The 23,953-nt window shown below is 41.2% G+C and carries 34 protein-coding genes and 2 pseudogenes; 28 read left to right on the top strand and 8 right to left on the bottom strand.

Going from position 1 to position 23,953, the window contains the following annotated elements:
- Window positions 1-10: 10 nt before the first annotated feature.
- A complete protein-coding gene (plsB, locus tag AC056_RS10640) occupies window positions 11-2,584 on the bottom strand; it encodes a glycerol-3-phosphate 1-O-acyltransferase PlsB (protein ID WP_004705358.1) in 2,574 nt (857 codons plus the stop codon).
- A 274-nt stretch (window positions 2,585-2,858) separates the two neighbouring features.
- Between plsB and AC056_RS10635 the strand changes: the two genes are divergently transcribed.
- Both AC056_RS10635 and AC056_RS10630 read left to right on the top strand, forming a co-directional pair.
- Window positions 2,859-3,731, top strand: coding sequence for an acyl-CoA thioesterase (locus AC056_RS10635; RefSeq protein ID WP_004705360.1), 873 nt, complete (start codon window positions 2,859-2,861; stop codon window positions 3,729-3,731).
- Between the two features lie 106 nt (window positions 3,732-3,837).
- The gene (locus AC056_RS10630; protein ID WP_031944580.1) at window positions 3,838-5,103 is read left to right on the top strand and encodes a dicarboxylate/amino acid:cation symporter; all 1,266 of its coding nucleotides are present in this window, start codon (window positions 3,838-3,840) and stop codon (window positions 5,101-5,103) included.
- Window positions 5,104-5,147: 44 nt separating this feature from the next.
- Here the strand turns inward: AC056_RS10630 and AC056_RS10625 are convergent, their stop codons facing one another.
- The 7 genes and pseudogenes from AC056_RS10625 to AC056_RS10600 all read right to left on the bottom strand — a co-directional run bounded on the left by AC056_RS10625 (window position 5,148) and on the right by AC056_RS10600 (window position 11,304).
- Window positions 5,148-6,098 carry a metal-dependent hydrolase gene (locus AC056_RS10625; RefSeq protein ID WP_077163586.1) on the bottom strand — a complete coding sequence of 317 codons (951 nt, stop codon included), beginning with the start codon at window positions 6,096-6,098 and terminating at the stop codon, window positions 5,148-5,150.
- Between the two features lie 123 nt (window positions 6,099-6,221).
- Window positions 6,222-6,998 (bottom strand): ribosome biogenesis GTP-binding protein YihA/YsxC, encoded by a 777-nt coding sequence (gene yihA / locus AC056_RS10620; RefSeq protein WP_077163585.1) that lies wholly within the window; start codon window positions 6,996-6,998, stop codon window positions 6,222-6,224.
- 108 nt (window positions 6,999-7,106) lie between these two features.
- The gene (locus tag AC056_RS10615) at window positions 7,107-7,544 is read right to left on the bottom strand and encodes an RrF2 family transcriptional regulator (protein WP_039253574.1); all 438 of its coding nucleotides are present in this window, start codon (window positions 7,542-7,544) and stop codon (window positions 7,107-7,109) included.
- An 84-nt stretch (window positions 7,545-7,628) separates the two neighbouring features.
- On the bottom strand, window positions 7,629-8,393 hold the full coding sequence (locus AC056_RS10610; protein ID WP_077163584.1) for a globin domain-containing protein: 765 nt from the start codon (window positions 8,391-8,393) through the stop codon (window positions 7,629-7,631).
- A 23-nt stretch (window positions 8,394-8,416) separates the two neighbouring features.
- Window positions 8,417-8,547: pseudogene (locus AC056_RS20075) on the bottom strand (hypothetical protein).
- A complete protein-coding gene (locus AC056_RS10605) occupies window positions 8,535-10,070 on the bottom strand; it encodes a helicase HerA-like domain-containing protein (protein WP_077163583.1) in 1,536 nt (511 codons plus the stop codon). Before AC056_RS10605 ends, AC056_RS20075 begins: the two are co-directional and overlap by 13 nt.
- A 43-nt stretch (window positions 10,071-10,113) precedes the next feature.
- On the bottom strand, window positions 10,114-11,304 hold the full coding sequence (locus tag AC056_RS10600) for a PLP-dependent transferase (RefSeq protein WP_077163582.1): 1,191 nt from the start codon (window positions 11,302-11,304) through the stop codon (window positions 10,114-10,116).
- 168 nt (window positions 11,305-11,472) lie between these two features.
- Here AC056_RS10600 and AC056_RS10595 point away from each other — a divergent pair, with 168 nt between their 5' ends.
- The 26 genes and pseudogenes from AC056_RS10595 to rpsK all read left to right on the top strand — a co-directional run bounded on the left by AC056_RS10595 (window position 11,473) and on the right by rpsK (window position 23,942).
- Complete coding sequence (locus AC056_RS10595) at window positions 11,473-12,201, top strand: type 1 glutamine amidotransferase (protein WP_019457783.1); 729 nt, start codon at window positions 11,473-11,475, stop codon at window positions 12,199-12,201.
- A 241-nt stretch (window positions 12,202-12,442) separates the two neighbouring features.
- The gene (rpsJ, locus tag AC056_RS10590) at window positions 12,443-12,754 is read left to right on the top strand and encodes a 30S ribosomal protein S10 (RefSeq protein WP_000070912.1); all 312 of its coding nucleotides are present in this window, start codon (window positions 12,443-12,445) and stop codon (window positions 12,752-12,754) included.
- Window positions 12,755-12,811: 57 nt separating this feature from the next.
- Entirely contained in the window at window positions 12,812-13,450 is a 639-nt protein-coding gene (gene rplC / locus AC056_RS10585; protein ID WP_002117051.1) for a 50S ribosomal protein L3, read from the top strand.
- Between the two features lie 11 nt (window positions 13,451-13,461).
- Window positions 13,462-14,064, top strand: coding sequence for a 50S ribosomal protein L4 (gene rplD / locus AC056_RS10580; RefSeq protein WP_002049755.1), 603 nt, complete (start codon window positions 13,462-13,464; stop codon window positions 14,062-14,064).
- Complete coding sequence (gene rplW, locus AC056_RS10575; protein WP_003653662.1) at window positions 14,061-14,381, top strand: 50S ribosomal protein L23; 321 nt, start codon at window positions 14,061-14,063, stop codon at window positions 14,379-14,381. Before rplD ends, rplW begins: the two co-directional genes overlap by 4 nt.
- 11 nt (window positions 14,382-14,392) lie before the next feature.
- Window positions 14,393-15,217 (top strand): 50S ribosomal protein L2, encoded by an 825-nt coding sequence (rplB, locus tag AC056_RS10570; protein ID WP_004705377.1) that lies wholly within the window; start codon window positions 14,393-14,395, stop codon window positions 15,215-15,217.
- A 13-nt stretch (window positions 15,218-15,230) separates the two neighbouring features.
- On the top strand, window positions 15,231-15,506 hold the full coding sequence (gene rpsS, locus AC056_RS10565) for a 30S ribosomal protein S19 (RefSeq protein WP_001138119.1): 276 nt from the start codon (window positions 15,231-15,233) through the stop codon (window positions 15,504-15,506).
- Window positions 15,507-15,517: 11 nt separating this feature from the next.
- Window positions 15,518-15,847 carry a 50S ribosomal protein L22 gene (gene rplV, locus AC056_RS10560; protein ID WP_001982638.1) on the top strand — a complete coding sequence of 110 codons (330 nt, stop codon included), beginning with the start codon at window positions 15,518-15,520 and terminating at the stop codon, window positions 15,845-15,847.
- Between the two features lies 1 nt (window position 15,848).
- Window positions 15,849-16,665 (top strand): annotated as a pseudogene (gene rpsC, locus AC056_RS10555) (30S ribosomal protein S3).
- Window positions 16,605-17,018, top strand: coding sequence for a 50S ribosomal protein L16 (gene rplP, locus AC056_RS10550; RefSeq protein ID WP_002049688.1), 414 nt, complete (start codon window positions 16,605-16,607; stop codon window positions 17,016-17,018). The pseudogene rpsC and the gene rplP overlap by 61 nt, the downstream one beginning before the upstream one ends.
- Window positions 17,018-17,215, top strand: a complete 198-nt coding sequence (rpmC, locus tag AC056_RS10545) for a 50S ribosomal protein L29 (protein WP_000849927.1) — start codon at window positions 17,018-17,020, stop codon at window positions 17,213-17,215. The genes rplP and rpmC overlap by 1 nt, the downstream gene beginning before the upstream one ends.
- Window positions 17,212-17,469 carry a 30S ribosomal protein S17 gene (rpsQ, locus tag AC056_RS10540; RefSeq protein ID WP_001291845.1) on the top strand — a complete coding sequence of 86 codons (258 nt, stop codon included), beginning with the start codon at window positions 17,212-17,214 and terminating at the stop codon, window positions 17,467-17,469. The genes rpmC and rpsQ overlap by 4 nt, the downstream gene beginning before the upstream one ends.
- A 92-nt stretch (window positions 17,470-17,561) precedes the next feature.
- Entirely contained in the window at window positions 17,562-17,930 is a 369-nt protein-coding gene (gene rplN / locus AC056_RS10535) for a 50S ribosomal protein L14 (protein WP_001982634.1), read from the top strand.
- Window positions 17,931-17,939: 9 nt separating this feature from the next.
- Complete coding sequence (gene rplX, locus AC056_RS10530; RefSeq protein WP_002049703.1) at window positions 17,940-18,257, top strand: 50S ribosomal protein L24; 318 nt, start codon at window positions 17,940-17,942, stop codon at window positions 18,255-18,257.
- Window positions 18,258-18,272: 15 nt separating this feature from the next.
- Window positions 18,273-18,809 (top strand): 50S ribosomal protein L5, encoded by a 537-nt coding sequence (rplE, locus tag AC056_RS10525; protein WP_004705381.1) that lies wholly within the window; start codon window positions 18,273-18,275, stop codon window positions 18,807-18,809.
- 9 nt (window positions 18,810-18,818) lie between these two features.
- Entirely contained in the window at window positions 18,819-19,124 is a 306-nt protein-coding gene (gene rpsN, locus AC056_RS10520) for a 30S ribosomal protein S14 (RefSeq protein ID WP_001074624.1), read from the top strand.
- 11 nt (window positions 19,125-19,135) lie between these two features.
- Window positions 19,136-19,531: a 30S ribosomal protein S8 gene (rpsH, locus tag AC056_RS10515; RefSeq protein WP_002049732.1), complete on the top strand. Its 396-nt coding sequence runs from the start codon at window positions 19,136-19,138 to the stop codon at window positions 19,529-19,531.
- A gap of 13 nt (window positions 19,532-19,544) precedes the next feature.
- Window positions 19,545-20,078, top strand: coding sequence for a 50S ribosomal protein L6 (rplF, locus tag AC056_RS10510; protein WP_004705382.1), 534 nt, complete (start codon window positions 19,545-19,547; stop codon window positions 20,076-20,078).
- 14 nt (window positions 20,079-20,092) lie between these two features.
- Window positions 20,093-20,443, top strand: a complete 351-nt coding sequence (gene rplR / locus AC056_RS10505) for a 50S ribosomal protein L18 (RefSeq protein ID WP_002049741.1) — start codon at window positions 20,093-20,095, stop codon at window positions 20,441-20,443.
- A gap of 2 nt (window positions 20,444-20,445) precedes the next feature.
- Window positions 20,446-20,943 (top strand): 30S ribosomal protein S5, encoded by a 498-nt coding sequence (gene rpsE, locus AC056_RS10500; protein ID WP_001141025.1) that lies wholly within the window; start codon window positions 20,446-20,448, stop codon window positions 20,941-20,943.
- 6 nt (window positions 20,944-20,949) lie between these two features.
- Window positions 20,950-21,126 (top strand): 50S ribosomal protein L30, encoded by a 177-nt coding sequence (rpmD, locus tag AC056_RS10495; RefSeq protein WP_000849088.1) that lies wholly within the window; start codon window positions 20,950-20,952, stop codon window positions 21,124-21,126.
- 3 nt (window positions 21,127-21,129) lie between these two features.
- A complete protein-coding gene (rplO, locus tag AC056_RS10490) occupies window positions 21,130-21,570 on the top strand; it encodes a 50S ribosomal protein L15 (RefSeq protein WP_002049750.1) in 441 nt (146 codons plus the stop codon).
- A 45-nt stretch (window positions 21,571-21,615) separates the two neighbouring features.
- A complete protein-coding gene (secY, locus tag AC056_RS10485; protein WP_170318186.1) occupies window positions 21,616-22,935 on the top strand; it encodes a preprotein translocase subunit SecY in 1,320 nt (439 codons plus the stop codon).
- Window positions 22,936-22,955: 20 nt separating this feature from the next.
- On the top strand, window positions 22,956-23,072 hold the full coding sequence (gene rpmJ / locus AC056_RS10480) for a 50S ribosomal protein L36 (RefSeq protein ID WP_000867907.1): 117 nt from the start codon (window positions 22,956-22,958) through the stop codon (window positions 23,070-23,072).
- Between the two features lie 107 nt (window positions 23,073-23,179).
- Window positions 23,180-23,536 (top strand): 30S ribosomal protein S13, encoded by a 357-nt coding sequence (gene rpsM / locus AC056_RS10475; RefSeq protein WP_000090816.1) that lies wholly within the window; start codon window positions 23,180-23,182, stop codon window positions 23,534-23,536.
- A 19-nt stretch (window positions 23,537-23,555) separates the two neighbouring features.
- Window positions 23,556-23,942: a 30S ribosomal protein S11 gene (gene rpsK / locus AC056_RS10470; RefSeq protein ID WP_001040166.1), complete on the top strand. Its 387-nt coding sequence runs from the start codon at window positions 23,556-23,558 to the stop codon at window positions 23,940-23,942.
- Window positions 23,943-23,953 lie beyond the last annotated feature (11 nt).

The following is a 23,953-nucleotide window of genomic DNA, read 5'->3' as shown; positions in this document are numbered from 1 at the left end:
GAGTCAAACTTTAAGATTTTTTACGTTTTAAACGACGTTTCGCTTGTTGAGAGGCCATTGCTTCAAGTGCTTCTTTTAGTTCTTCATCAGTAAAGGTCGTGATGTGCTGCAACATCTGCAATGTTACTTCATCAAGTACTAACTGTGCGCCTGCTGCCATTTGACGGAAATTATCGTCAAACTCAATCTGACCTTGGTCATTAGTACGGATGTAATTTTGCTGAGTTAAAACTTTAATAAAGCTTTGGAACAATGCTTTGTCAAAGAACTCTGGAGAATTAAACTCGTAAAGAACAGACAAGCGTTGTCCTAATAAATGACTTAGTTCTTCAACTTGTTTTGCTGAAATATTGCCTGAACCGCGCTGAGTAATTAAAGCTAAAGTCATGTAATAACGTTCAAGACTTTGCTTAACAGGTGTTGCCAATACAACAAGCTGATTGTGCTCCTCAGTGTTTGGTGCAGAGCTAATCAAGTTACCTTCTTCATCTTGATGAATAAGGTTTGATTGAACCAATGCATCTGCATATTGTTCAATCTGTTCTTTAAGCTCACTGCTTTGCCACTTAAGGAACAGTTCAGCTTTTAAGAATGGATAAAGTGTGTAGATGACATTACTTAAATCAGCACGACTGATTTTACCGTTATGCTCAACAAGCGATGCAACCAATGAAGGTAAAACGAAAGCATGCAAAATGTTATTACGGAAGTATGTAAGCAGAACTGCTTGATTATCTTCAATCGCAATAATATCGCCCAGTGCATGCTGTACACGCTTAATTAATTTTAGCTTTAAGCCGTAAGCAATAATTTCCTTGCCAGATAGTGGCGTTACTTCTGTACGCTGATCGTATGGGAAATTCGATGCTAAATTGCGGTAAGCTTCAAGCTGCTTAATACAGATTTCTTCATCAAGGGTATGCTTTGGAGTAGCAAGCAAAATAATTGAGAGTAAAGAAACCGGGTTAATGACTACCGCACGGTTAATGTTTTCTAAAATTGCATGTGCAGAGCTATTTACAGCATCTGAAACGGCTTGAGGAATAGGGTCGTCATTTTTCTCGATATAGACATTTTCTGCGTTATGCTGTTTAAGCAAATCATCAAGAAAAACGGGTTCACCAAAGTTAACGTGTACCTTACCGAAAATGCGTTCAATTTTTCGTAATGTTTTAACAATACCAAAAATAGATTCAGCTTCTTTTGGCTTACCTTGCATTTCGCCAACGTAAGTCGAACCTTCCATCAGGCGCTCATAACCAATATAAGTTGGTACAAATACAATTGGCTTTGTACGGCCACGTAAATGGCTATGAACCGTCATGGCAAGCATACCGGTTTTCGGTGGTAATAAACGACCTGTTCGCGAACGACCACCCTCAATAAAGTATTCAAGTGGCGTATTGCGAGAAAGAATGCTGTATAAATATTCTTTAAATACAGTTGTATAAAGACCATTACCACGGAAAGAGCGGCGAATAAAGAAAGCACCACCACCACGTAAAAGCTGACCTACGAAAGGCAAGTTTAAGTTGTCACCAGCAGCAATATACGGAACCATTAGGCCGCGTCTATAAATCACATAAGACAATAATAGGTAGTCAATATGGCTGCGATGACACGGTGTATAAACAATTTCGTAATCTTTCGCGAGTTCACGAACCGTACTAAAGTTGTGAACCTCTACGCCGTCATAAAGCTGAGTCCATAGGCGTGTTAATGCTAAATCTGCAAAGCGGACTGCTGAGTGTGAGTAGTCAGATACGATTTCATTGACATAACCAATCGCACGACGTTCTGCTTCGAGCATACTGATTTTGCCTCGAATACTCTCACGTCGAATAGCCTCTTGCACGTCACGAGACTTTACAACTGACTGCATGACATTGCGACGATCTGATAAGTCAGGGCCTAAAACCACTTCACGTTGACGGTCAAGGTAGTCATTTAAAGTGCTAACAATATAAGTCGCTGGTGAAAGGTTTGGATAATGCTGTTGAGCATATTCAACAAGGTCACGTAAAGACTGCGGTTCATGGAACTCCAAATAAGATTGGCGACCATGTAAACCGATATTCACAAGCTGCTTAACTGTACTTGGTGTTGCCCATGTGTCTGAGAACAAGAGCTTGAACCAAGAGTCTTCTTTATCTGGAGAACGACCCCACAAAACGGTTACTGGAACCAGTTCTATATCGAGCTCAGGATTTGCCTGTAAAACTTCAATCAGTTTAATTAAGCGAGGTGGAAAAGCATGAGGTGGGGGATTTAACAGGTTATTTTCATCATTATGTTGTAAAAATAAAACTGATGCTTTTTCCTGATGAGAACCGATCACTAATGGATCTAATGCAGGCTTTAAATTTAAACGACGAGTTTCCCCATCCACCACTAAAGCATTGCTGCGAGAATGGTTTTGTAAGACATAGCACACCACTTTTTGGCGCTCAGTCTTTGCTTCAGTTTCCGTTGTTTCTGATACTGGTTCAGTAGGAACTTCCCCAAGAACATGTGGTGTTACCACGAGGTCAAGTAGCTTACTCGAAAGCCGACGATACATTTGACCAAACCCACTCTTGGACATAAGAACTCCTACTTCTTAAAGACAAATCCCGGCACCAAATGCAGAGGGTAATTATTTTGAGGCATTTATTAAAAAAACAATATGCTACTTTCTTATAAATTATAATGCTTTTGGCATTTTTTATCGTTAAAAATCGTATTTTTAGCTGTTTTAAGGGTAATGTTCGTCAGAAGTTGACTGATTGTTCCATGTACAAATAGTTTTTTATGGCACAATAGATTCTACACATCTGTCTTTTAATACCAATTTTGCCTGCAATATGAAGGTATCTCTCATGAATGCGTTAACCCAAGAACTGGTTGAGCTGCTCACTTTAGAAAAGCTTGAAGAAAATATTTACCGTGGAATTAGCCGTAATTTGGTCGGTAAACGTGTTTTTGGAGGTCAGGTTTTAGGTCAGGCTTTACGTGCTGCCTCTTATACAACCGACCGTCCTGCGCATTCAATGCATGCTTACTTTTTATATGGTGGTGACATTAATGCTCCAATCATCTATGAAGTAGATCGTTTGCGTGATGGAAAAAGCTTTGTTAGCCGTCAAGTTCGGGCAATCCAGCATGGTCGAGTTATTTTCTCGGCAATGGTATCTTTTGCTAATCCTGAAGAAGGCTTGAACTACCAACATTCAGAACCAGAATACCCTGCTCCTGAGACGTTAAAGTCAGAAAGTGAGCTTAAAGAAGGGATTCTTAATTTTGTACCAGAGAATGTCCGTGCAAGTTTCATGCGTGAACGTCATGTTGAAATTCGTCCGATTGATCCAGTCAATCCATTTCAGCCTCAGCCGGAAGCACCGTTCAATGCGCACTATATCCGTACCCATGATCGCATTCCAAAACAGCTAGATGACATTGCTTTACACCAAGCAATTGTAGCGTTCTATTCAGATTTTACTTTAATGACTACGGCTTTAAGACCTCATGGTTTAAGCTATATTTCTCCAAGTTTGCAGTGTGCCAGTATTGATCATGCCATTTATTTCCATCGCCCACTTCGTGCTGATGAATGGATGCTTTATGACATGGAAGCCACAGTGAGCGCAGCTTCTCGCGGTCTAAACTTTGGCCGTATGTGGCAAAATGGGCAGCTCGTTTGTAGTACGGTGCAAGAGGGTTTGATACGTTTGCGGGAAATTGAAACTCAATAATTAATAATGAGCCATCTAAAAAGATGGCTTTTTTATTTTTAATTCAAAGCATGTGACAAAAAATTGCTCGAATGAAAATCAAGCTCATGTCATATTTGCAAAAGTATTGCCTACTGAAAAAAATAACGTTGATATGAACTTAAATACACAAATTCTGATTGCCGCGATTTTAGGTTTAGCCTTTGGCTTCCTACTCACCATGTATCCTGATACTGCTTTTGTAAAGCATAGTTTATATGGCTTGGGTATATTGAGTAGTGTTTTTATTGGGCTACTCAAAATGTTGTTGGTGCCATTAATTTTTAGCTCGATTGTAGTTGGAGTTTCAAATTTACAGGCAGGCGGACAGCTAGGTCCTGTTTGGAAAATCACATTTTTATGTTTTATCACCACCACCACATTGGCCTTAATCTTAGGTATTGGCTGTGCTCATTTATTTGAGGTGGGCCGAGGCGTGGATATTTCAATTTTTCAGGCATCAATGCAGAGCTATCAAGCACCAGATAGTTTAAATCCAGCAACTTTTTTTACTAACTTTATTCAAAATACTTTAATTAATCCCTTTAAAGCATTTAGCGACGGAAATGTTTTAGCTGTTGTGGTATTTGCACTATTTGTAGGTTTTGCATTGGTTCAAGGTGGTGAGCGTTTTAAGAGTATTCGTTTATTGAGTCATCAGTTTTTTGAAATGATGATGATGCTGGTTGGATGGGTAATGAAACTGGCACCATTAGGAATTTTTGCATTACTTGCTAAATTAATGGCGACAGAAGATATTTCAGTATTAAGTCGCTTGGCAGAGTTTGCTGTTGTGGTAACTGGAACCACTATTTTTCATGGTGCTGTTGTTTTGCCATTACTGCTTTGGATTGTTGGTCGTATGAGCCCTTGGACTTTTTTCAAAGGTACGCGTACAGCCTTAATTACTGCATTTGCAACAAGTTCTAGTTCGGCAACAATGCCACTGAGTATGAAATGTACACAGGAAAACTTAGGTGTTCGTCCTCAAACGGCAGGTTTTGTTATTCCACTAGGCTCGCAGCTTAACATGGATGGTACAGCTTTATATGAAGCTGCCGCTGCGCTCTTTGTTGCAAATTTAGTTGGACTAGACTTAAACCTAACTCAGCAAATTGTTGTGTGTTTAACTGCGATGATTGCATCACTTGGAGCACCGGGAATTCCGAGTGCAGGTATGGTCACCATGATTATGGTATTGCAGTCTGTGGGTCTACCAGCCGAAGCAATTGCTATTTTACTTCCAATCGACCGGTTGCTCGATACAGTAAGAACGGTGGTAAATGTGCAGGGCGATATGATGATTAGTGTGGTTGTAGATCGATATACCAAAGAGAAAGATATCAGTATCTGATCACTCAATAAAAAAGCAGGATTTATATCCTGCTTTTTTTATTTTTAAGCGGCTTGTAGCTCGGCTCTTTTTGCTGCTGGAGATTGAGATAAATAACTTACCGCATCTTCAGTGCTACCTTCTTTAACTGGATCATACCAAGGCATGAGGTAATCAATTTGCTGAGCAATAAGCCAAAACGGATTTGGTAATACCTGATTATCCTTACGGCTAATCTTATACCACTCTACAGCAACCCAAGCTGGAAAAAATTTAGATTTGGCAGCATCGGCAAAGCGAGGATCTTGCTTCATGATATGTGCTGCACCATCTACCCACAATCCCAGCACAAGGGTAATAACTGCAATGCTTAAGTAGTAACGTGGAATATATCCGCCACCAAGATGACGATATAAATCAAACGCTACTGTGCGATGTTCAATTTCTTCAGAACCATGCCATTTAACCAGATCAACCATTTCAGGGTCTGCGCCTAGTTCCTCCCAACGGTTGTTATAAAGCGCATATTTACCGAGTACACAGGTCATATGCTCAACAGTTGCAATAACACCTAAACGGAATAAATCCCATTGCTCTTGCAAGAACTGAGGCACTTCTTTGTCAAAAGGTTTATCTGCCAAAGCGGTGGTAAATAGATAATTCATAATGTCCAGATTTCTCTGGATATCAATATTACGTGCACTTAAATATTCTTTATTGGCAGAAGAGTGTGCATTTGCATGCATAGCCTCTTGGCGAATAAATGCTTGAACGTCCTGTTTAAGTTTTTCATCGGTAATGCGAGGTAAAACTTTGTTATATAAACGGCAGAACCAGAACTCTCCAGCAGGCAAGATATTATTAATTTCATTAATAAAGTAACTTGCAAACGGTTGGTTTGGAATCCAGTCTACAGGCGTGTCTTTCCAATCAAATTTCACCTTGCGTGGAAGAATTTTATAATCAATAGAAGAACCTAAAGCCTTATTCTTCAAAAAAGATAGCAATTTCATCATTTAGTCCTGATTTTTAACTCGATGAAGTTATAACGAGTATAAAAAAAGCCCCTGCATTTGTGTTTAGCAATAGGGGCCATTTGAATATAAATTTGATAAAGAAATTGTATCTGTTATGACGATTTACTCTTCAGCATCCTCATCGCTTGCTTCAGGAATCGCATCAACGTTAAATTCTGGCTCTTGATCAAGCGTAAAATGTAAGCGTCCAGCCATTACACTGGCGAGTTCTTCTAAGCCTAGTTTGTTCAATGAAGAGAAAAGCTGAATCGAGAAATCAAGCTTCATTTTTTTCAGTTGTTGTTTAACTTCAAGCAAGACTTTGTTTGCTGGGCCACGATTAAGTTTGTCTGCTTTAGTTAAAAGAATATGTACAAATAGATGGCGTGAATAAGCCCACTCTAACATCATCATGTCAAAGTGCTGTAAAGGGTGGCGAATATCCATAAGTAAAACTAATCCTTGTAAGCTTTTACGATGGATTAGATAGTTCTCTAATTCTTTTTGCCATACACGTTTCATGTCCTCTGGTACGGCAGCATAACCATAACCAGGAAGGTCAACTAGGCGCTGATCAGGATTACCTAGGCTGAAGAAGTTAATCATTTGTGTACGGCCAGGTTTTTTTGAGGCGCGTGCAAGTTGTTTTTTGTTGGTTAAGGCATTAATAGCACTAGACTTACCAGCATTTGAGCGTCCTGCAAAAGCAATCTCGTAGCCACTATCTTCAACACAAAGTGCCAATTTAGGTGCACTCATTAAAAACTCAGCTTGGCGTAACCAGTTCAGAGATTGTACGGCATATTCCGTGATCGCTGGATCTGGTTTCTTTTCATAACTGATCTTTTGTTTGGGTGCGAGTCTGGCTTTGGTGTCTTTCGATTTTTCACTACGACGCATAAAAAATAACTTTTTAAATGAGAGGGCTCGCGCCTAGTATAAAGGAGCTTGGTTATTCTTGCTAATTTTCAGTAAGCTTGCTTGTAAAGATAAATAGAATTACGAAGTTTAGATTTGCAAAAAGTCTATCGGAGAGGTATTTGAAGCAGATCTCGGCTTTTGTAAGACTTCTCCAAGTGTGTACTGGTCTAAGCTTTGATAAAAACTTTCTAAAGCCTGATCGAGAATTCCTTTTAAGCCACAATGAGAGCGTAAAACACATGGTGGTGTATTGCATTCAACGATTTGATTATCACCTTGTAATATACGAACAATTGCACCCAAATTTGAGTTTAGTGCATTAGGATTTAAGCGAATTCCTCCACCTTTGCCGCGAATGGTAATAATCCATTCTTGCTTACCCATGAAATGAACAACTTTAACCAGATGGTTTTGCGAAACATGCAAATCTTTCGCGATTTCTGCAATCGTATACGGTGCATCACTTGGTCGAGCGACGTACATTAATATTCGTAAAGCATAATCGGTAAATTTATTAAGTTGCATGATCACCAAAAACTAAAGGTTGACGGACGATCATCTTAGCCTGAAAGTCTAAAGAAGAAAACTTTCAGGCCAGAGCTTTTTATATTAGAGCGTTAAAGGAGCTGAAACTTGTACTTGGTCACCCACTCTATAGTGCTCAAGTAAAATATTAGCAACGGAAAATTCAGTATGATTTTCTTCTGGCTGCACCTCAAAGTGGTACGCATTATTTTCCTGAGCTTCTGTAAATTTAAATGCTTTAGGTTGTTCCAGTTGTTGCTCAGGAACTTGAACTTTTACTGAAATAAAAGCATTTGCTGGGCTAGTCAGTACATCTTCATGATCAGTCGCTTTTAACGTAAAGCGCTTGCCAGACTCAAGTGGATCAATTTGTGTAATTTCAAATGAACGCCAGCCAGCCCATCCACCTTTTAAGCTTTCAAGCTGTTCATATTTTTGTTTTTCAACGCCAATTAAAATATCTGCCAACTGTAAATAAGCTTGTTTCCACGCTTCAATCAGTTCTGATTCAAATGGGACATTTAAAACTTCACTAATTGAATGAAGTAAGTTGTCTCCAACAATTACATATTGATCTGGTTGAATATCTAAACTTACGTGCTTAGTGGTAATACGCTCAACTGCTTTGGCAAGCACTGTAGGATTTTCAATATTTTCAGCATATGCGAGTACTGCTGCTGCGAGGGCGCGAGGTTGGCGTAAGCTTGTCTGGTCATCTAGGTTAAAAACATTTTTTAATTCAGGACTGTTATTTAACATCCGCTTATAAAAGTATGTGGTCAGTGTAACGCCGTGTTCACGCAATACAGGTACAGTAGATTTTACGAGTTCAATTTGTTGTGGAGTCATGGCTAGACCTTAATTATCTGGCTTTATAAGATGTATTTAAAATACATCTTATAAAAATTAATCGCAATAGTTTTCTTAATAAAACCATAAAAAATTTAAGGGATATAAAATCCCTTAAAATAAAGTGCTGATTTAAATGGTCTATTTTCCAAATAATGAGCCAAGTAATCCGCGTACCAATTTCTGTCCTGTACTGCCGCCTAAAGTGCGTGCAGCGCTTTTTGCAAAAGTTCCCACTATATCTTGAGTTAGTTTTGCTCGTTCTTTTGCAGCACGTTCTTCTTCCTTTTGCTGTTCTCGTGCTAAACGTTCTTGTTCCTTGGCTTGTTGCTTCGCTAAAGCTTCTTGCTCTTTGGCAAGCTCAGCATCCTGTTTTTGCTGCTCACGTTCAGCAACTTTATTTTGGAGCATTTCATAAGCGCTCTCACGGTCTACAACTTGTTCATAGACACCAGCAATAATACTTTGGGAAATTAGGGTTTTTCGTTCTTCAGGTGTAATGGGTGTAAAAGAGGAGTAGGGGGCCATCACCCAGCCACGCTCTACAATTTGTGGAGTACCTTGTTCATCTAGGCAACTAATGAGGGCTTCACCTACTGCTAGCTGTGTAATCGCTTCATCCACTTTGAAATTAGGATTAGCACGAAACGTATCTGCAGCAGTTTTTACTGCCTTTTGATCTTTCGGAGTAAATGCGCGTAGAGCATGTTGTACGCGGTTACCAAGCTGACCCAAAACACTTTCTGGTAAATCAAGTGGATTTTGAGTAATAAAATAAATACCGACACCTTTAGAGCGAATTAAACGTACAACTTGTTCAATTTTCTGTTGTAAAGCTTGACTGGCATTATCAAATAACAAGTGAGCTTCATCGAAGAAAAACACGAGTTTTGGTTTATCCATATCGCCAACTTCTGGAAGCTGTTCAAATAATTCGGAAAGCATCCATAATAAAAAAGTAGCGTATAGCTTGGGTGTATTCATTAGCTTGTCAGCAGCAAGAATATTGATATAGCCGCGGCCATTAGCATCGGTTTGTATAAAGTCCAGAATATTTAAAGCTGGCTCTCCAAAGAATTGATCCCCACCTTGGTCGGCAAGAGCGAGCAAATTGCGCTGAATTGCTCCTAAACTGGCTGGAGATAAGTTGCCGTACTCAGCTTTAAATTCCGCTGCATGTTCACTCACAAAAGTGATCATGGCTTTTAGGTCTTTAAAGTCGACTAACAGTAATCCTTGATCATCTGCGATGCGGAAAACAGCAGATAGAACACCTTCTTGAGTGTCATTTAGATTGAGTATACGTGCTAATAAAATTGGCCCAATTTCAGAAATAGTGGTTCGAATAGGATGGCCTTGTTGCCCAAATAAATCCCAAAAAATAACGGGATTGGCAGCAAAAGGAACGCTATCAATTTGTAGAAGCTTTAAACGCTCATTAAATTTATCCGAAGCCTCTCCAGCTTTTGCTAGGCTAGAAACATCGCCTTTTGCGTCGGCAAGAAAGACGGGAACACCGATTCTAGAAAAACTTTCTGCAAGAACCTTTAGAGTGACTGTTTTACCTGTACCCGTAGCACCTGCAATTAAACCATGCCGGTTAGCAAATTGAGAAAGCAAAACAATTTCTTTAGAGGTGTCATTAATATTTTTAGCAATAACAATCGGTGTACCCATATATTTTTATCCTTCGGTGTGAGTCACTGTTGATCTTGTCGTTTTACAAATATTTCAGCGCATTTTCGATATCTTGAATTAAATCTTGCGGATCTTCCAGACCTATACACAAACGAACCAATAAACCTTGTTGTAAATGTGTATTTTCAAGTTTTCGCATCATTTTTAGATCATAAAGCATGACAAGACTAACTGGACCACCCCAACTAAAACCAAGTTTAAATAGCTTAAGAGCATCGCAAAAGCGACGTATAGCTGAAATATCATAATCAGGTTTAAATATGACACTGACTAATCCTGCACTCTTACCTGTAGTGCAAATCTCTTGCCAATATTGATGACCTGGGGAAGCTTTATCACTTGGATGTAGAACTTGTGCAAATTGAGGCTGTTGCTTTAACCATTCCAATAAAGTTTTCGCATTATTTGATTGCTGTTCATATCGTAGAGACATGTGTGCGAGGCTACGCTGAACTTGTGCTGCATCATCTCCTGAAATAGCAATACCTAGAATTGCATGTGTACGGAACAGGCGGTGATATAGTTTTTCATCACGAGTTACAATGCTACCCATCAATATATCGCCACCACCACTTGGATATTTGGTAAGTGCATGCACAGTTAAGTCAACTGATAGATGTTCGTTAGAAAAATCAAAAGCATTAAATGCAAGCCCAGCCCCCCAGGTGTTATCTAAAGCTGTTAAAACACCTTGAGCTTTTGCCTTTTTTACTAACTCTTTAAGATTTGGAAACTCCATAGTGACAGAGCCCGCGGCCTCTAGCCATAAAAGCTTGGTTTGTTCAGTAGGTTGAAAAGTTGAAACATCAATTGAATTATAAACTTTAACCCTGATGCCATATTGTGCTTTTAAATAGTTTAAATGCTCTAGGTTTGGACCATATATATTGTCTGGTACCCAAACTTCATCACCTGTTCCTAAGAAAGCAGAGTTAACTATATTTATTGCAGATAAACCACTTGGTGCAAGTAAGCCGTACAAACCACCCTCTATTTGCGCAATATTGTCGGCTAAAGTGAATGTGGTAGGTGTGCCATGCGTCCCATAGCTATAATCATAAGGGTCAGTCCAATGGCGATCAAAAAGGTGCGTAGTTGATTTGAAAATAATAGTTGATGCACGAAATAAGGGAGGTTGCACGGTCTCGATAAACTGAGGTGCTTTTCGTGGTGCATGAATGAGTTGGGTTTGAAAATTGTTATGCTTTTTCATAGGGCGCTGTACTTTAAATAATAAGATTAGATTAAGAGAAAACTTACTTATTCGCTAGATTTTTGATTATTTCTAAGATGTTTCGTTACTGCTGTAACATTCACTAAAAACTTGGCTTTATTTTTGCAAAGATCTAACCAACATTCTAACAACAATAGGTTTAAGCGCATGAAGTCGCATTTACGTGTTCACTATTTCCAACATATTGCTGGTGAAGGTTTTGGAAGTTGCTACTCATTTTTAAAAGCTCATCATGCAACTATTAGCTCTACTGAGTTTTTTGCACTTCCAGTTGACCGTTCTCTTGAAATAGAAGCTTTGCCACGAATTGAAGAAGTTGATTTGTTATTGGTTATGGGTGGAACCATGAGTGTTAATGACGAAGCAAATTACCCATGGCTGAAAATAGAGAAAAGATGGCTACGTCGATATTTAGCGGCAGGTAAGCCAGCTATAGGTCTTTGCTTGGGAGGCCAACTGATCGCAAATGCATTGGGTGCAGCGGTTAGCCGTAATCGTTATCAAGAACTTGGATGGTCGACAGTTCAAAGAGTTGCAAACTTACCTCAGGAAAGCTTTCCTTTGCCTGAAGAAATTAATGTGATGCAGTGGCATAGCGAAACATTTGAAATACCTAAAGGTGCTATACGTTTGGCTGAGAGCAATGCTTGTCGTAATCAAATGTACCAGATTGGAAAGAATGTACTAGGCTTTCAGTTTCATCCAGAGATGACCCCAGCAGCCCTAAAACTTCTTTTGGAAAATGAGGAAGAACTTTCAATTTTTAGTGGGGAATATGTGCAATCTACACGTGAGCTTGAATATTCAGAGGCAAAAAAATTTGAACAGGGTAATCAGCTTTTAAATAAAGCGATTGAATTTGTAATAAATACCTAAAATGATTAACTAAAACAGGATTTGAGCAAAAAATAGAAAAAGAGAATTGCATAAGACTTAAACAATCGTTATAATGAGCGACCCTCAATAAGAGGGCATTTACTGCGAAGAAAGTAGTAAATGTGCATTACAGTCGTGGCATCGATCATGACCTTAGTGATTATCACTGCCTTTGACACTTACCAATGGGTGAGATGCGTCAAAGGTGATTCTTTATATATTTGGCTTGGAGTTTACTGGTATGTCTAACCAGAGAATTCGTATCCGTCTTAAGTCTTTTGATCATCGTCTGATTGATCAATCTGCTCAAGAGATCGTAGAAACCGCTAAGCGTACTGGCGCACAAGTGTGTGGTCCAATTCCGATGCCTACTCGCATCGAACGCTTCAACGTTCTTACTTCACCGCACGTTAACAAAGATGCGCGTGACCAGTACGAAATCCGCACCTACAAACGTTTGATCGACATCGTTCAACCTACAGATAAAACTGTTGATGCATTGATGAAATTAGATCTTGCAGCTGGTGTTGATGTTCAGATCGCTTTGGGTTAAGGCTTTCGGTTAATTAACGATTAGTTAATTAGGCCGCTTTTTTAGAGGTTTATGCACATGGCTATTGGTTTAGTCGGTCGCAAATGTGGTATGACTCGCATCTTTACAGATGCTGGTGTTTCTGTACCTGTTACAGTCATCGAAGTCGATCCAAACCGCATTACGCAAATCAAAACACTTGAAACTGATGGTTATCAAGCTGTTCAAGTAACTACTGGTGAACGTCGCGAATCTCGCGTAACTAACGCTCAGAAAGGTCACTTCGCGAAAGCTGGTGTTGCTGCTGGTCGTTTAGTTAAAGAGTTCCGTGTTACTGAAGCTGAGCTTGAAGGTCGTGAAGTTGGTGGTACTATCGGCGTTGATTTGTTCACAGTTGGTCAAGTTGTTGACGTAACTGGTCAATCAAAAGGTAAAGGTTTCCAAGGTGGTGTTAAACGTTGGAACTTCCGTACCCAAGACGCTACTCACGGTAACTCAGTTTCTCACCGTGTATTAGGTTCTACAGGTCAAAACCAAACTCCTGGACGCGTGTTCAAAGGCAAAAAAATGGCTGGTCACTTAGGTGACGAACGCGTAACAGTACAAGGTCTTGAAATCGTATCTATTGACGCTGAACGTTCTGTTTTAGTTGTTAAAGGTGCAATTCCTGGTGCAACTGGCGGCGACGTAATTGTACGTCCTACCATCAAGGCCTGAGGGGAAATACCGTGAATTTGAAAACTGTTTCCGGCTCTGCTGTTGAATTGTCTGAAGTTGCTTTCGGACGTGAATTTAACGAAGCTCTTGTACACCAAGTTGTTACTGCTTACTTAGCAGGTGGTCGTCAAGGTACTCGTGCTCAAAAATCGCGTGCAGACGTTTCTGGCGGTGGTAAAAAGCCATTCCGTCAAAAAGGTACTGGTCGTGCTCGTGCGGGTTCTATTCGTAGCCCTATCTGGGTTGGTGGTGGTAAAACTTTTGCTGCTCGTCCACAAGATTGGTCTCAAAAAGTAAACCGTAAGATGTACCGCGGTGCAATGCAATGTATCTTAGCTGAACTTGTTCGCCAAGATCGTCTTGTATTAGTTGAAGAGTTTGCTGTTGCTGCTCCAAAAACTAAAGAATTGCTTGCAAAGCTTAACGACTTAAATGCTGCTCGTGCATTAATCGTTACTGACGCTGTAGATGAGAACTTATATCTTGCAGCACGCAACCTTCCACATGTAGATGTGGTAGATGCAACTGCAATCGATCCTGTGAGCTTGATCGCGTTTGATAAAGTTGTGATGTCTGTAGCTGCTGCTAAGAAAATTGAGGTAGAACTCGGATGAACAACGAACGTATCTATCAAGTCCTTAAAGGACCAGTCTTCTCAGAAAAGGCACAAGTTTTAGGTGATACTGTTGGCGTTCAAGTATTTAAAGTAGACATCAATGCTACTAAACTTGAAGTTAAAAAAGCAGTTGAAAAACTTTTTGGTGTAGAAGTTGTTAAAGTTAACACTACTATTACTAAAGGTAAAACTAAGCGCTTTGGTAAAACATTAGGACGTCGTTCTGATGTTAAAAAAGCATACGTCACCCTGAAAGCCGGCCAAGATGTTGAAATGGCTGACTTGGGCGATACCGCTGAAAGCGCAGCGGAATAAGGACGAAAATTATGCCGATTCAAAAATGTAAGCCAACGTCTCCAGGACGTCGCTTTGTAGAGAAAGTGGTTCATGACCACCTTCACAAAGGCGCTCCTTACGCACCGTTGGTTGAAGCTAAAAAACGTACTGGTGGTCGTAATAACAACGGTCACATTACTACTCGTCACGTTGGTGGTGGTCATAAACAACACTATCGTATCGTTGACTTTAAGCGTAACAAAGACGGCATTCCAGCTGTTGTAGAGCGCATTGAATACGATCCAAACCGTACAGCACATATTGCTTTATTGAAATATGCTGATGGTGAGCGTCGTTATATCATTGCTCCTAAAGGTTTACGTGCTGGCGATAAAGTACAATCTGGTAACGATGCTCCAATTCGTCCAGGTAACTGCTTGCCACTTCGTAATATGCCGATCGGTTCTACGCTTCATAACATCGAACTTAAAATTGGTAAGGGTGCGCAATTAGCGCGTTCTGCTGGTGCTTCTGTTCAGTTGTTGGGTCGTGATGGTTCTTACGCAATTGTTCGCCTTCGTTCAGGTGAAATGCGTAAAATTCATGTTGAATGCCGCGCTGTAATTGGTGAAGTTTCTAACCAAGAAAACAACCTTCGTTCATTGGGTAAAGCTGGTGCTTCGCGCTGGCGTGGTGTTCGTCCTACCGTACGTGGTATGGCGATGAACCCAGTTGATCACCCGCACGGTGGTGGTGAAGGGCGTAACAAAGGTATTCAACCTGTAAGCCCATGGGGTCAAAAAGCTAAAGGGTACAAGACACGTACCAATAAGCGTACGACTAAGATGATTATTCGCGACCGTCGCGTCAAGTAAAGGAATCTGACTAATGCCTCGTTCTCTGAAAAAAGGCCCATTCGTCGATGCGCACTTGTTCGCTAAGGTTGAAGCGGCTGTTGCTAGTAACTCTCGCAAGCCGATTAAAACTTGGTCTCGTCGTTCGATGATCCTTCCAGATTTTGTTGGTTTAACAATCTCTGTTCATAATGGTCGTAATCACGTTCCAGTAATTGTTACTGAGCATATGGTTGGTCATAAACTCGGTGAATTCGCGCCAACTCGTACCTATCGTGGTCACGGTGTTGACAAGAAATCTAAACGTTAATAGGTGTCATGATGGAAGTAACTGCTAAATTACGCGGTGCCGCTATCTCGGCACAAAAGGCACGTTTGGTTGCAGATCTTATTCGCGGCAAATCTGTTGCGCATGCTTTAAACATCTTAAACTTCAGCAATAAAAAAGCTGCTGTTTTAGTGAAAAAAGCATTAGAATCTGCGATTGCAAACGCTGAACACAATAACAGTTTAGATGTTGACGATCTTAAAGTTTCTACGATTTACGTTGATGAAGGCATGAGCCTTAAACGTATTATGCCACGTGCTAAAGGCCGTGCAGATCGTATTACTAAGCGTACTTGTCACATCACCGTTAAGGTAGGGGTTTGATATGGGTCAGAAGGTTCATCCAATCGGTATCCGCCTAGGTGTTGTGAAACGTCATAACGCTAACTGGTATGCGAATCCGAAACAATACGCTGAATACTTGCTTAAAGATCTTCAAGTTCGTGAGTTTTTAACTAAAAAGCTTAAGAATGCGATGGTAAGCAATATTCTTATCGAACGTCCATCAGGCGCTGCTAAAGTAACTATTAGTACAGCTCGTCCTGGTATCGTAATCGGTAAAAAAGGCGAAGATATTGAGAAATTACAGCGCGAACTTACCAGCATTATGGGTGTTCCAGCGCAAGTAAGTATCAACGAAATTGATCGCCCAGACTTAGATGCGCGTTTAGTTGCTGAAGCAATTGCTTCTCAATTAGAAAAGCGTGTTATGTTCCGTCGTGCTATGAAGCGTGCGGTTCAAAACACTATGCGTGCTGGTGCTAAAGGTATCAAAGTTGAAGTGTCTGGCCGTTTAGGTGGTGCAGAGATTGCTCGTACAGAATGGTATCGTGAAGGTCGTGTACCTTTGCATACATTACGTGCAGACATTGACTATGCAACTATGCGTGCAGAAACAACTTACGGTACGATTGGTGTTAAAGTTTGGATTTTCCGTGGCGAGATCTTAGGTGGCATGAAACAAGTCATGAACCCTGCTCCTGCTGAAGATCGTCCAGCTAAACGTGGTCGTGGCCGTGGTGAAGGTCAAGAGCGTCGTGGTCGTCGCGGTGACCGTGCTGCTGACAAGGGAGAATAATCCATGTTGCAACCTAAACGTACCAAATTCCGTAAAGTGCACAAAGGCCGTAACACTGGTCTAGCGCATCGTGGTAGTACAGTATCATTTGGTTCGATTGCAATTAAAGCAACTGAACGTGGTCGTATGACTGCGCGTCAGATTGAAGCTGCACGTCGTACTATTAGCCGCCGTATTAAGCGTGGTGGTAAAATCTTTATTCGCGTATTCCCGGATAAACCAATTACTCAAAAGCCTCTTGAAGTGCGTATGGGTAAAGGTAAGGGTAGCGTGGAATACTGGGTTTGCCAGATCCAACCAGGTAAGATCCTGTACGAAATTGAAGGTGTGAACGAAGAATTAGCGCGTGAAGCATTTGCTTTAGCTGCTGCTAAGCTTCCGTTTAAAACCACTATCGTGACTCGGACGGTAATGTAATGAAAACTAAAGATCTACGTGAAAAATCGGTAGAAGAGTTGAAAGCTTTGCTTGATGAGCAACAGCTTAACCAATTCCGTCTTCGTATGGCGAAAGCAACTGGTCAGTTGGGTAAATCGCACGAAGTGCAAATTGCTCGTAAGACAATTGCTCGTATTAAGACACTCCTTACCGAAAAACAGGGGAACGGACAATGAGTGAAAAAACAGTCCGCACGTTAACCGGCAAAGTCGTAAGTGACAAAATGGATAAATCTATTGTTGTTCTTATTGAACGCCGCGTTCAACACCCGTTGTATGGCAAGTCAATTCGCCGTTCAACTAAGTTACACGCTCATGATGAGAACAACGTTGCTAAAATTGGCGATGTTGTAACCATTAAAGAAAGCCGCCCAATTTCTAAAACTAAAGCTTGGACTTTAGTGGAAGTAGTTGAAGCAGCTGCTGAGTAATTCGACGTTCTTGTTGCATCATCGGTCAATTTCGAGTACTCTTTGAGCCTTTCGAAATTGTGACCGGTGATGCTCGGTTTTGGAGTAGGGCAATGATTCAAACCGAAACTATGCTCGACGTAGCAGACAACAGTGGTGCTCGCCGCGTACAATGTATTAAAGTACTTGGTGGTTCACATCGTCGTTATGCTTCTGTTGGCGACATTATTAAAGTTACTGTAAAAGAAGCAATCCCACGCGCACGTGTTAAAAAAGGTGACGTGATGAATGCGGTTGTAGTTCGTACTAAATTCGGCATTCGTCGTCCAGATGGTTCTGTGATCCGTTTTGATGATAATGCTGCAGTTATCTTGAACAACAACAAAGCTCCGATTGCTACTCGTATCTTCGGACCAGTGACTCGTGAACTTCGTACTGAACAGTTCATGAAAATCATTTCATTGGCTCCTGAAGTTCTATAAGAGGCAATCATGGCTAAGATTAAAAAAGGCGATCAAGTTATCGTGATCGCAGGTAAAGAAAAAGGCAAACAGGGTACTGTATTGTCTGTTTCTGAAGACCGCGTTAAGGTTGAAGGCCTTAACTTAGTGAAGAAGCATCAAAAGCCGAATCGTGTAACTGGCGCTGAAGGCGGTGTAGTTACTCAAGAAGCTTCGCTTCATATTTCAAACGTGGCAATTTTAAATGCTACAACCCAGAAGGCTGACCGTGTTGGTTACCAAGTGATTGATGGCGTGAAAACTCGCGTTTATAAATCAAATGGTGAATCAGTGGCGGTAGCGAAGTAATAGGTTGAAAAGGCAATGGCCAGACTTAAAGCACGTTACAATGATGAACTTAAAGCAAAGTTAAAAGAAGAACTTAGCATTAAGAACGTGATGGAAATTCCACGCATCACAAAAATTACCCTAAACATGGGTGTAGGCGCAGCTGCAACTGATAAGAAATTATTAGATGGCGCTGTAGTCGACATGCAATTAATTGCTGGTCAAAAACCAGTAATTACACTTGCTCGTAAATCTATCGCAGGTTTCAAAATCCGTGATGGTTGGCCGATTGGTTGTAAAGTTACTTTACGTGGCGACCAAATGTACGAATTCTTGGACCGTTTGATCTCTATCGCAATCCCTCGTATCCGTGACTTCCGTGGTTTCTCTGCGAAATCATTTGATGGTCGTGGTAACTACTCAATGGGTTTGAAAGAGCAAATCGTTTTCCCTGAAATCGATTTCGATAAGATTGATCGTATTCGTGGTATGGATATTACCATTACTACGACTGCTCGCACCGATGACGAAGGCCGTGCGCTTATGCGTGCATTCGGCTTCCCGTTCAAATAAGAGGTCGATATGGCTAAGAAAGGTATGATTAATCGCGAATTGAAACGCGAAAAAACTGTTGCTAAATACGCTGCAAAACGTGCTGAATTAAAAGCTACGATTGCAAACGTAAATGCTAGCGACGAAGAGCGTTTCGAAGCGATGTTAAAGTTACAAGCATTGCCGCGTAATGCATCTCCGGTACGTCTTCGTAACCGTTGTGGTTTAACTGGTCGTCCTCATGGTTACTTCCGTAAGTTCGGTTTAAGCCGTAACAAACTACGTGACACAGTAATGCAAGGTGATGTACCAGGCGTTGTTAAGGCAAGCTGGTAAGGAGCGACTAAATGAGTATGCAAGATACCGTTGCCGACATGCTAACACGTGTTCGTAACGCACAAATGGCTAAGAAACAAACTGTTTCTATGCCTTCTTCTAAGTTGAAAGTTGCTATTGCAAACGTACTTCAACAAGAAGGTTATATTTCAAATGTAGAAGTTGCTCAAGAAGAGACAAAATCTACTTTGACTATTACTTTAAAATATTTCGAAGGCAAACCAGTTATCGAAATGGTTAAGCGCGTAAGCCGTCCAGGTCTTCGCCAATACCGTGGTAAAGATAAACTTCCAAGCGTTAAGCAAGGTTTAGGTATTGCAATTGTTTCTACAAGCAAAGGCATCATGACTGATCGCGCTGCACGTGCTGCGGGCGTTGGTGGTGAAGTTATTGCTTTTGTTTCTTAATAGGTGATTCCTCATGTCTCGTGTGGCTAAAGCCCCAGTAACTGTACCTAATGGTGTAGCAGTTACTCAGAACGGCCGGCAGGTCGAAGTGAAAGGCACTAAAGGTACATTGTCTTTCAACCTGCATGCGCTGGTCGAGCTAAAACAGGAAGAAGGTAAACTTCAACTTGCTCCAGTTAAAGAATCGAAAGATGCTTGGATGCAAGCTGGTACTGCTCGCGCTGTATTGAACAACCTTGTAAAAGGTGTTAGCGAAGGCTTCGAACGTAAGTTGCAGCTAGTTGGTGTTGGTTATAAAGCTGCGGTTAAAGGTACTGTTGTAAACCTTAACCTTGGTTACTCACACCCAATTGACTACGCTTTACCAGAAGGTGTAACAGCGGAAACTCCAACTGCTACTGAAATCATTTTGAAATCAGCAAACAAGCAGTTGTTAGGTCAAGTAGCGGCAGAAATCCGTGCATACCGTGCTCCTGAACCATATAAAGGTAAAGGTGTTCGTTATTCGGATGAAGTCATTCTTCGTAAAGAAGCTAAGAAGAAATAAGGCGCGAGGTTCTTATGAACGAAAAGAAACAATCCCGTTTGCGTCGTGCGAAAAGCACACGCTTGCACATTCGTGCATTGGGTGCGACTCGTTTGTGTGTAAACCGCACTCCGCGTCACATCTATGCTCAAGTTATTTCAGCAGATGGTGGCAAAGTTTTAGCGCAAGCTTCAACTTTGGATGCATCTTTACGTAGCGGTACTACAGGTAATGTAGATGCAGCTACTAAAGTAGGTGCTTTAATCGCAGAACGTGCGAAAGCAGCTGGTGTAACTAAAGTTGCATTTGACCGTTCTGGTTTTAAATATCATGGTCGTATCAAAGCCTTGGCTGATGCTGCTCGTGAAAACGGCTTGGAGTTCTAATCATGGCTAAAGTTGAACAAAACGAAGGTCTTGTTGAAAAGCTGGTTGCCGTTGATCGTGTAGCCAAAGTTGTTAAGGGCGGTCGTATCTTCTCTTTCACAGCATTAACAGTTGTGGGTGATGGTAATGGTCGTGTTGGTTTTGGTCGTGGTAAAGCACGTGAAGTTCCAGCTGCTATTTCTAAAGCGCTTGAAGCTGCTCGTCGCAACATGATCACTGTAGACCTTGCTGGTACTACTTTACAACACCCTGTGAATGCTCGTCATGGTGCAAGCCGTGTATACATGCAACCTGCTTCAGAAGGTACTGGCGTAATCGCTGGTGGCGCAATGCGTGCCGTTCTTGAAGCTGCAGGTGTACATAACGTACTTGCTAAATGTTATGGTTCTACTAATGCTGCTAACGTAGTAAACGCAACTTTTAAAGGTTTGCGTGATATGACTTCTCCTGAGAAAGTCGCTGCGAAACGTGGTAAATCAGTAGAAGAAATTCAAGGGTAATCAATCATGAAAACGATTAAAGTTACCCAGACTAAATCTTCTTCACATCGCTTGAAAAATCACAAGCTTTGCTTACAAGGTTTAGGTCTGCGTCGTATTGGTCATACTGTAGAAGTGCAAGATACGCCTTCTAACCGTGGTATGATCAACAAAGTCTACTATATGGTTAGTGTAGAGGAATAAGCCATGACTCTGCGTTTAAATGAGCTTGCACCTGCAGAAGGTGCAAAACGTGAACACCGTCGTTTAGGCCGTGGTATCGGTTCTGGCGTTGGTAAGACTGGTGGCCGTGGTGTCAAAGGTCAAAAATCACGTAAAAGTGGTGGCGTTCGTCCAGGTTTCGAAGGCGGTCAAACAGCGATTTATCGTCGTTTACCTAAATTCGGTTTCACTAGCCAAATCGCTTTAAAAACTGCTGAAGTACGTTTGTCTGAGTTAACTAAAGTGGAAGGCGACATTGTTAGCCTTGAAACTTTAAAAGCTGCGAATGTTGTTCGTCGCGATCAAATTCGTGCTCGTATCGTGCTTTCTGGTGAAATCACTCGTGCATTCACTGTTCAAGGTGTTGCATTGACTAAAGGCGCTAAAGCTGCAATTGAAGCAGCTGGCGGTAAAGTCGAGGAGTAATCTCGAGTGTCTATGTCTCCTAGTTCTTCAGGTCATGTCAACATGATGAAAGGTCAGCCATTTCATGTGAAATACCGTGAAATTATTCGCCGGATGAGTTTTCTAATCGGTGCATTGCTGGTCTTTCGACTAGGAGCGCATATTCCAGTACCAGGCATTAATAATGCTGCGTTAGAAAATTTATTTCATGCAAACCAAGGAACTATTCTTGGGCTATTCAATATGTTTTCTGGCGGTGCTTTAGAGCGAATGTCTATTCTTGCTTTAGGGATCATGCCTTATATTTCTGCATCAATTATTGTGCAGTTAATGTCAACAGTGATTCCTTCTCTTGAAGCCTTGAAAAAGGAAGGGGAGCAAGGTAAGCGTAAAATTAACCAATATACGCGTCAGGGTACATTATTACTTGCAGTGGTTCAGGCAGTAGGTATGTGTGCAGGCTTAATTGGTCAGGGTATTACTCTGTCTACGGGTCTTGCATTTTATATTCCTGCTGTTACGTCACTTATCGCTGGAACTATGTTCTTAATGTGGTTAGGTGAACAAATCACTGAAAGAGGTATCGGTAATGGTATCTCAATGATTATTTTTGCAGGTATTGTTGCTGGTTTGCCTAAATTAATTATGCAATCAGTGTCATCTGTAGATAATGGTCAAACAAGTTTGATTGGTCTTGTCATCTTTGGTCTTTTGTCTCTTGGCGTATTGGCTGCGATTGTGTTTATTGAAAAAGCACAGCGTCGTATTCCAGTAAACTATGCACAAAAGCAACAAGGTCGTCGTATATTTACAGCTCAGCAAACACATCTACCATTAAAAATTAATATGGCTGGTGTGATTCCTGCGATTTTTGCAAGCTCTTTATTGTTGTTCCCAGCTAGTTTGGGTCAATGGGTAGGTAGTGCAGATCCGAATGCTGGTTTAATTAAGCGTAGCTTACAAGATTTAGCTCTGGTATTGTCGCCTGGACAGCCTTTGTATTTGGTGCTCTTTGGTGCGTTAATTATCTTTTTCTGTTACTTTTATACGGCTTTAGTATTTAGCCCTAAGGAAGTATCAGAAAATCTAAAACGCAGCGGAGCTTATGTGCCTGGTATTCGCCCAGGTGAGCAAACTGCTCGTTACTTAGATCATATTCTTAATCGTTTGACGTTTATTGGTGCGATTTATATTACAGTCATTTGTTTAATGCCAATGATTTTACAGAGTTCTTTTGGTATTCCATTCTATTTAGGTGGTACCTCATTACTTATCGTAGTCGTTGTTGTTATGGACTTTATGGCTCAGCTACAAGCGCATTTAACTTCTCATCAATATGACAATCAAACATTAATGAGAAAAACGACTGCTCATCCTAAGGGATAAGCGCACTTAGAGGTTTCATCATGAAAGTACAAGCTTCTGTAAAGAAAATTTGTGGTAGCTGTAAAGTTATCCGTCGTAATGGGGTTATTCGCGTGATTTGTAGCGCAGAACCTCGTCATAAGCAGCGTCAAGGTTAATCTAATCAAGACCTGTTGATTTCAGTAGGCGAATTGGGTTAATATCCGCCCCTCAAGATTTTTGTGGGGCGGTTGATTATCTCTACTGCCTTTTTGGAGAAAAGTGAATGGCTCGTATTGCCGGTGTAAACATTCCGGATAACAAGCATGCTGTTATCTCCCTCACTTATATCTTTGGTATCGGTCGCCATACTGCTAAGAATATCTTAGCTACAGTTGGCATCACTGAAACTACTAAGATTCGTGAGTTGGACGATGCACAGCTTGATGCGATTCGTGCAGAAGTTGCTAAGGTTCCTACCGAAGGTGACTTACGTCGCGAAATTTCCATGAACATTAAACGTTTAATGGATTTAGGTTGCTATCGTGGCCTTCGTCATCGTCGCAGCTTGCCTGTCCGTGGTCAACGCACCAAAACTAACGCACGTACCCGTAAAGGTCCGCGCAAACCGATTAAAAAGTAAGATTTCTGGAAGCTAAAAGATGGCTAAAGATACTCGCACACGCAAGAAGGTCACTCGTACCGTCTCTGAAGGTGTTGCACACATTCACGCGTCTTTTAATAACACCATTGTTACGATTACCGATCGTCAAGGTAATGCATTGGCTTGGGCTACCTCAGGTGGACAAGGCTTCCGTGGTTCACGTAAATCAACTCCGTTTGCTGCTCAGGTAGCTGCTGAAGTTGCTGGTAAAGCAGCTTTAGATTACGGTTTGAAAAACCTAGACGTCCTTGTAAAAGGTCCTGGTCCAGGTCGTGAGTCTGCGGTTCGTGCATTAGGCGCAGTGGGTTATAAGATTAACAGCATTACCGATGTGACTCCAATTCCTCACAACGGTTGCCGTCCACCTAAAAAACGTCGCGTGTAAGGAGAAACATT

The organism is Acinetobacter genomosp. 33YU, from assembly GCF_001990725.1.
GTDB classification, from domain to species: Bacteria; Pseudomonadota; Gammaproteobacteria; order Pseudomonadales; family Moraxellaceae; genus Acinetobacter; species Acinetobacter seifertii.
This window is presented reverse-complemented; position numbering and strand designations above follow the sequence as displayed.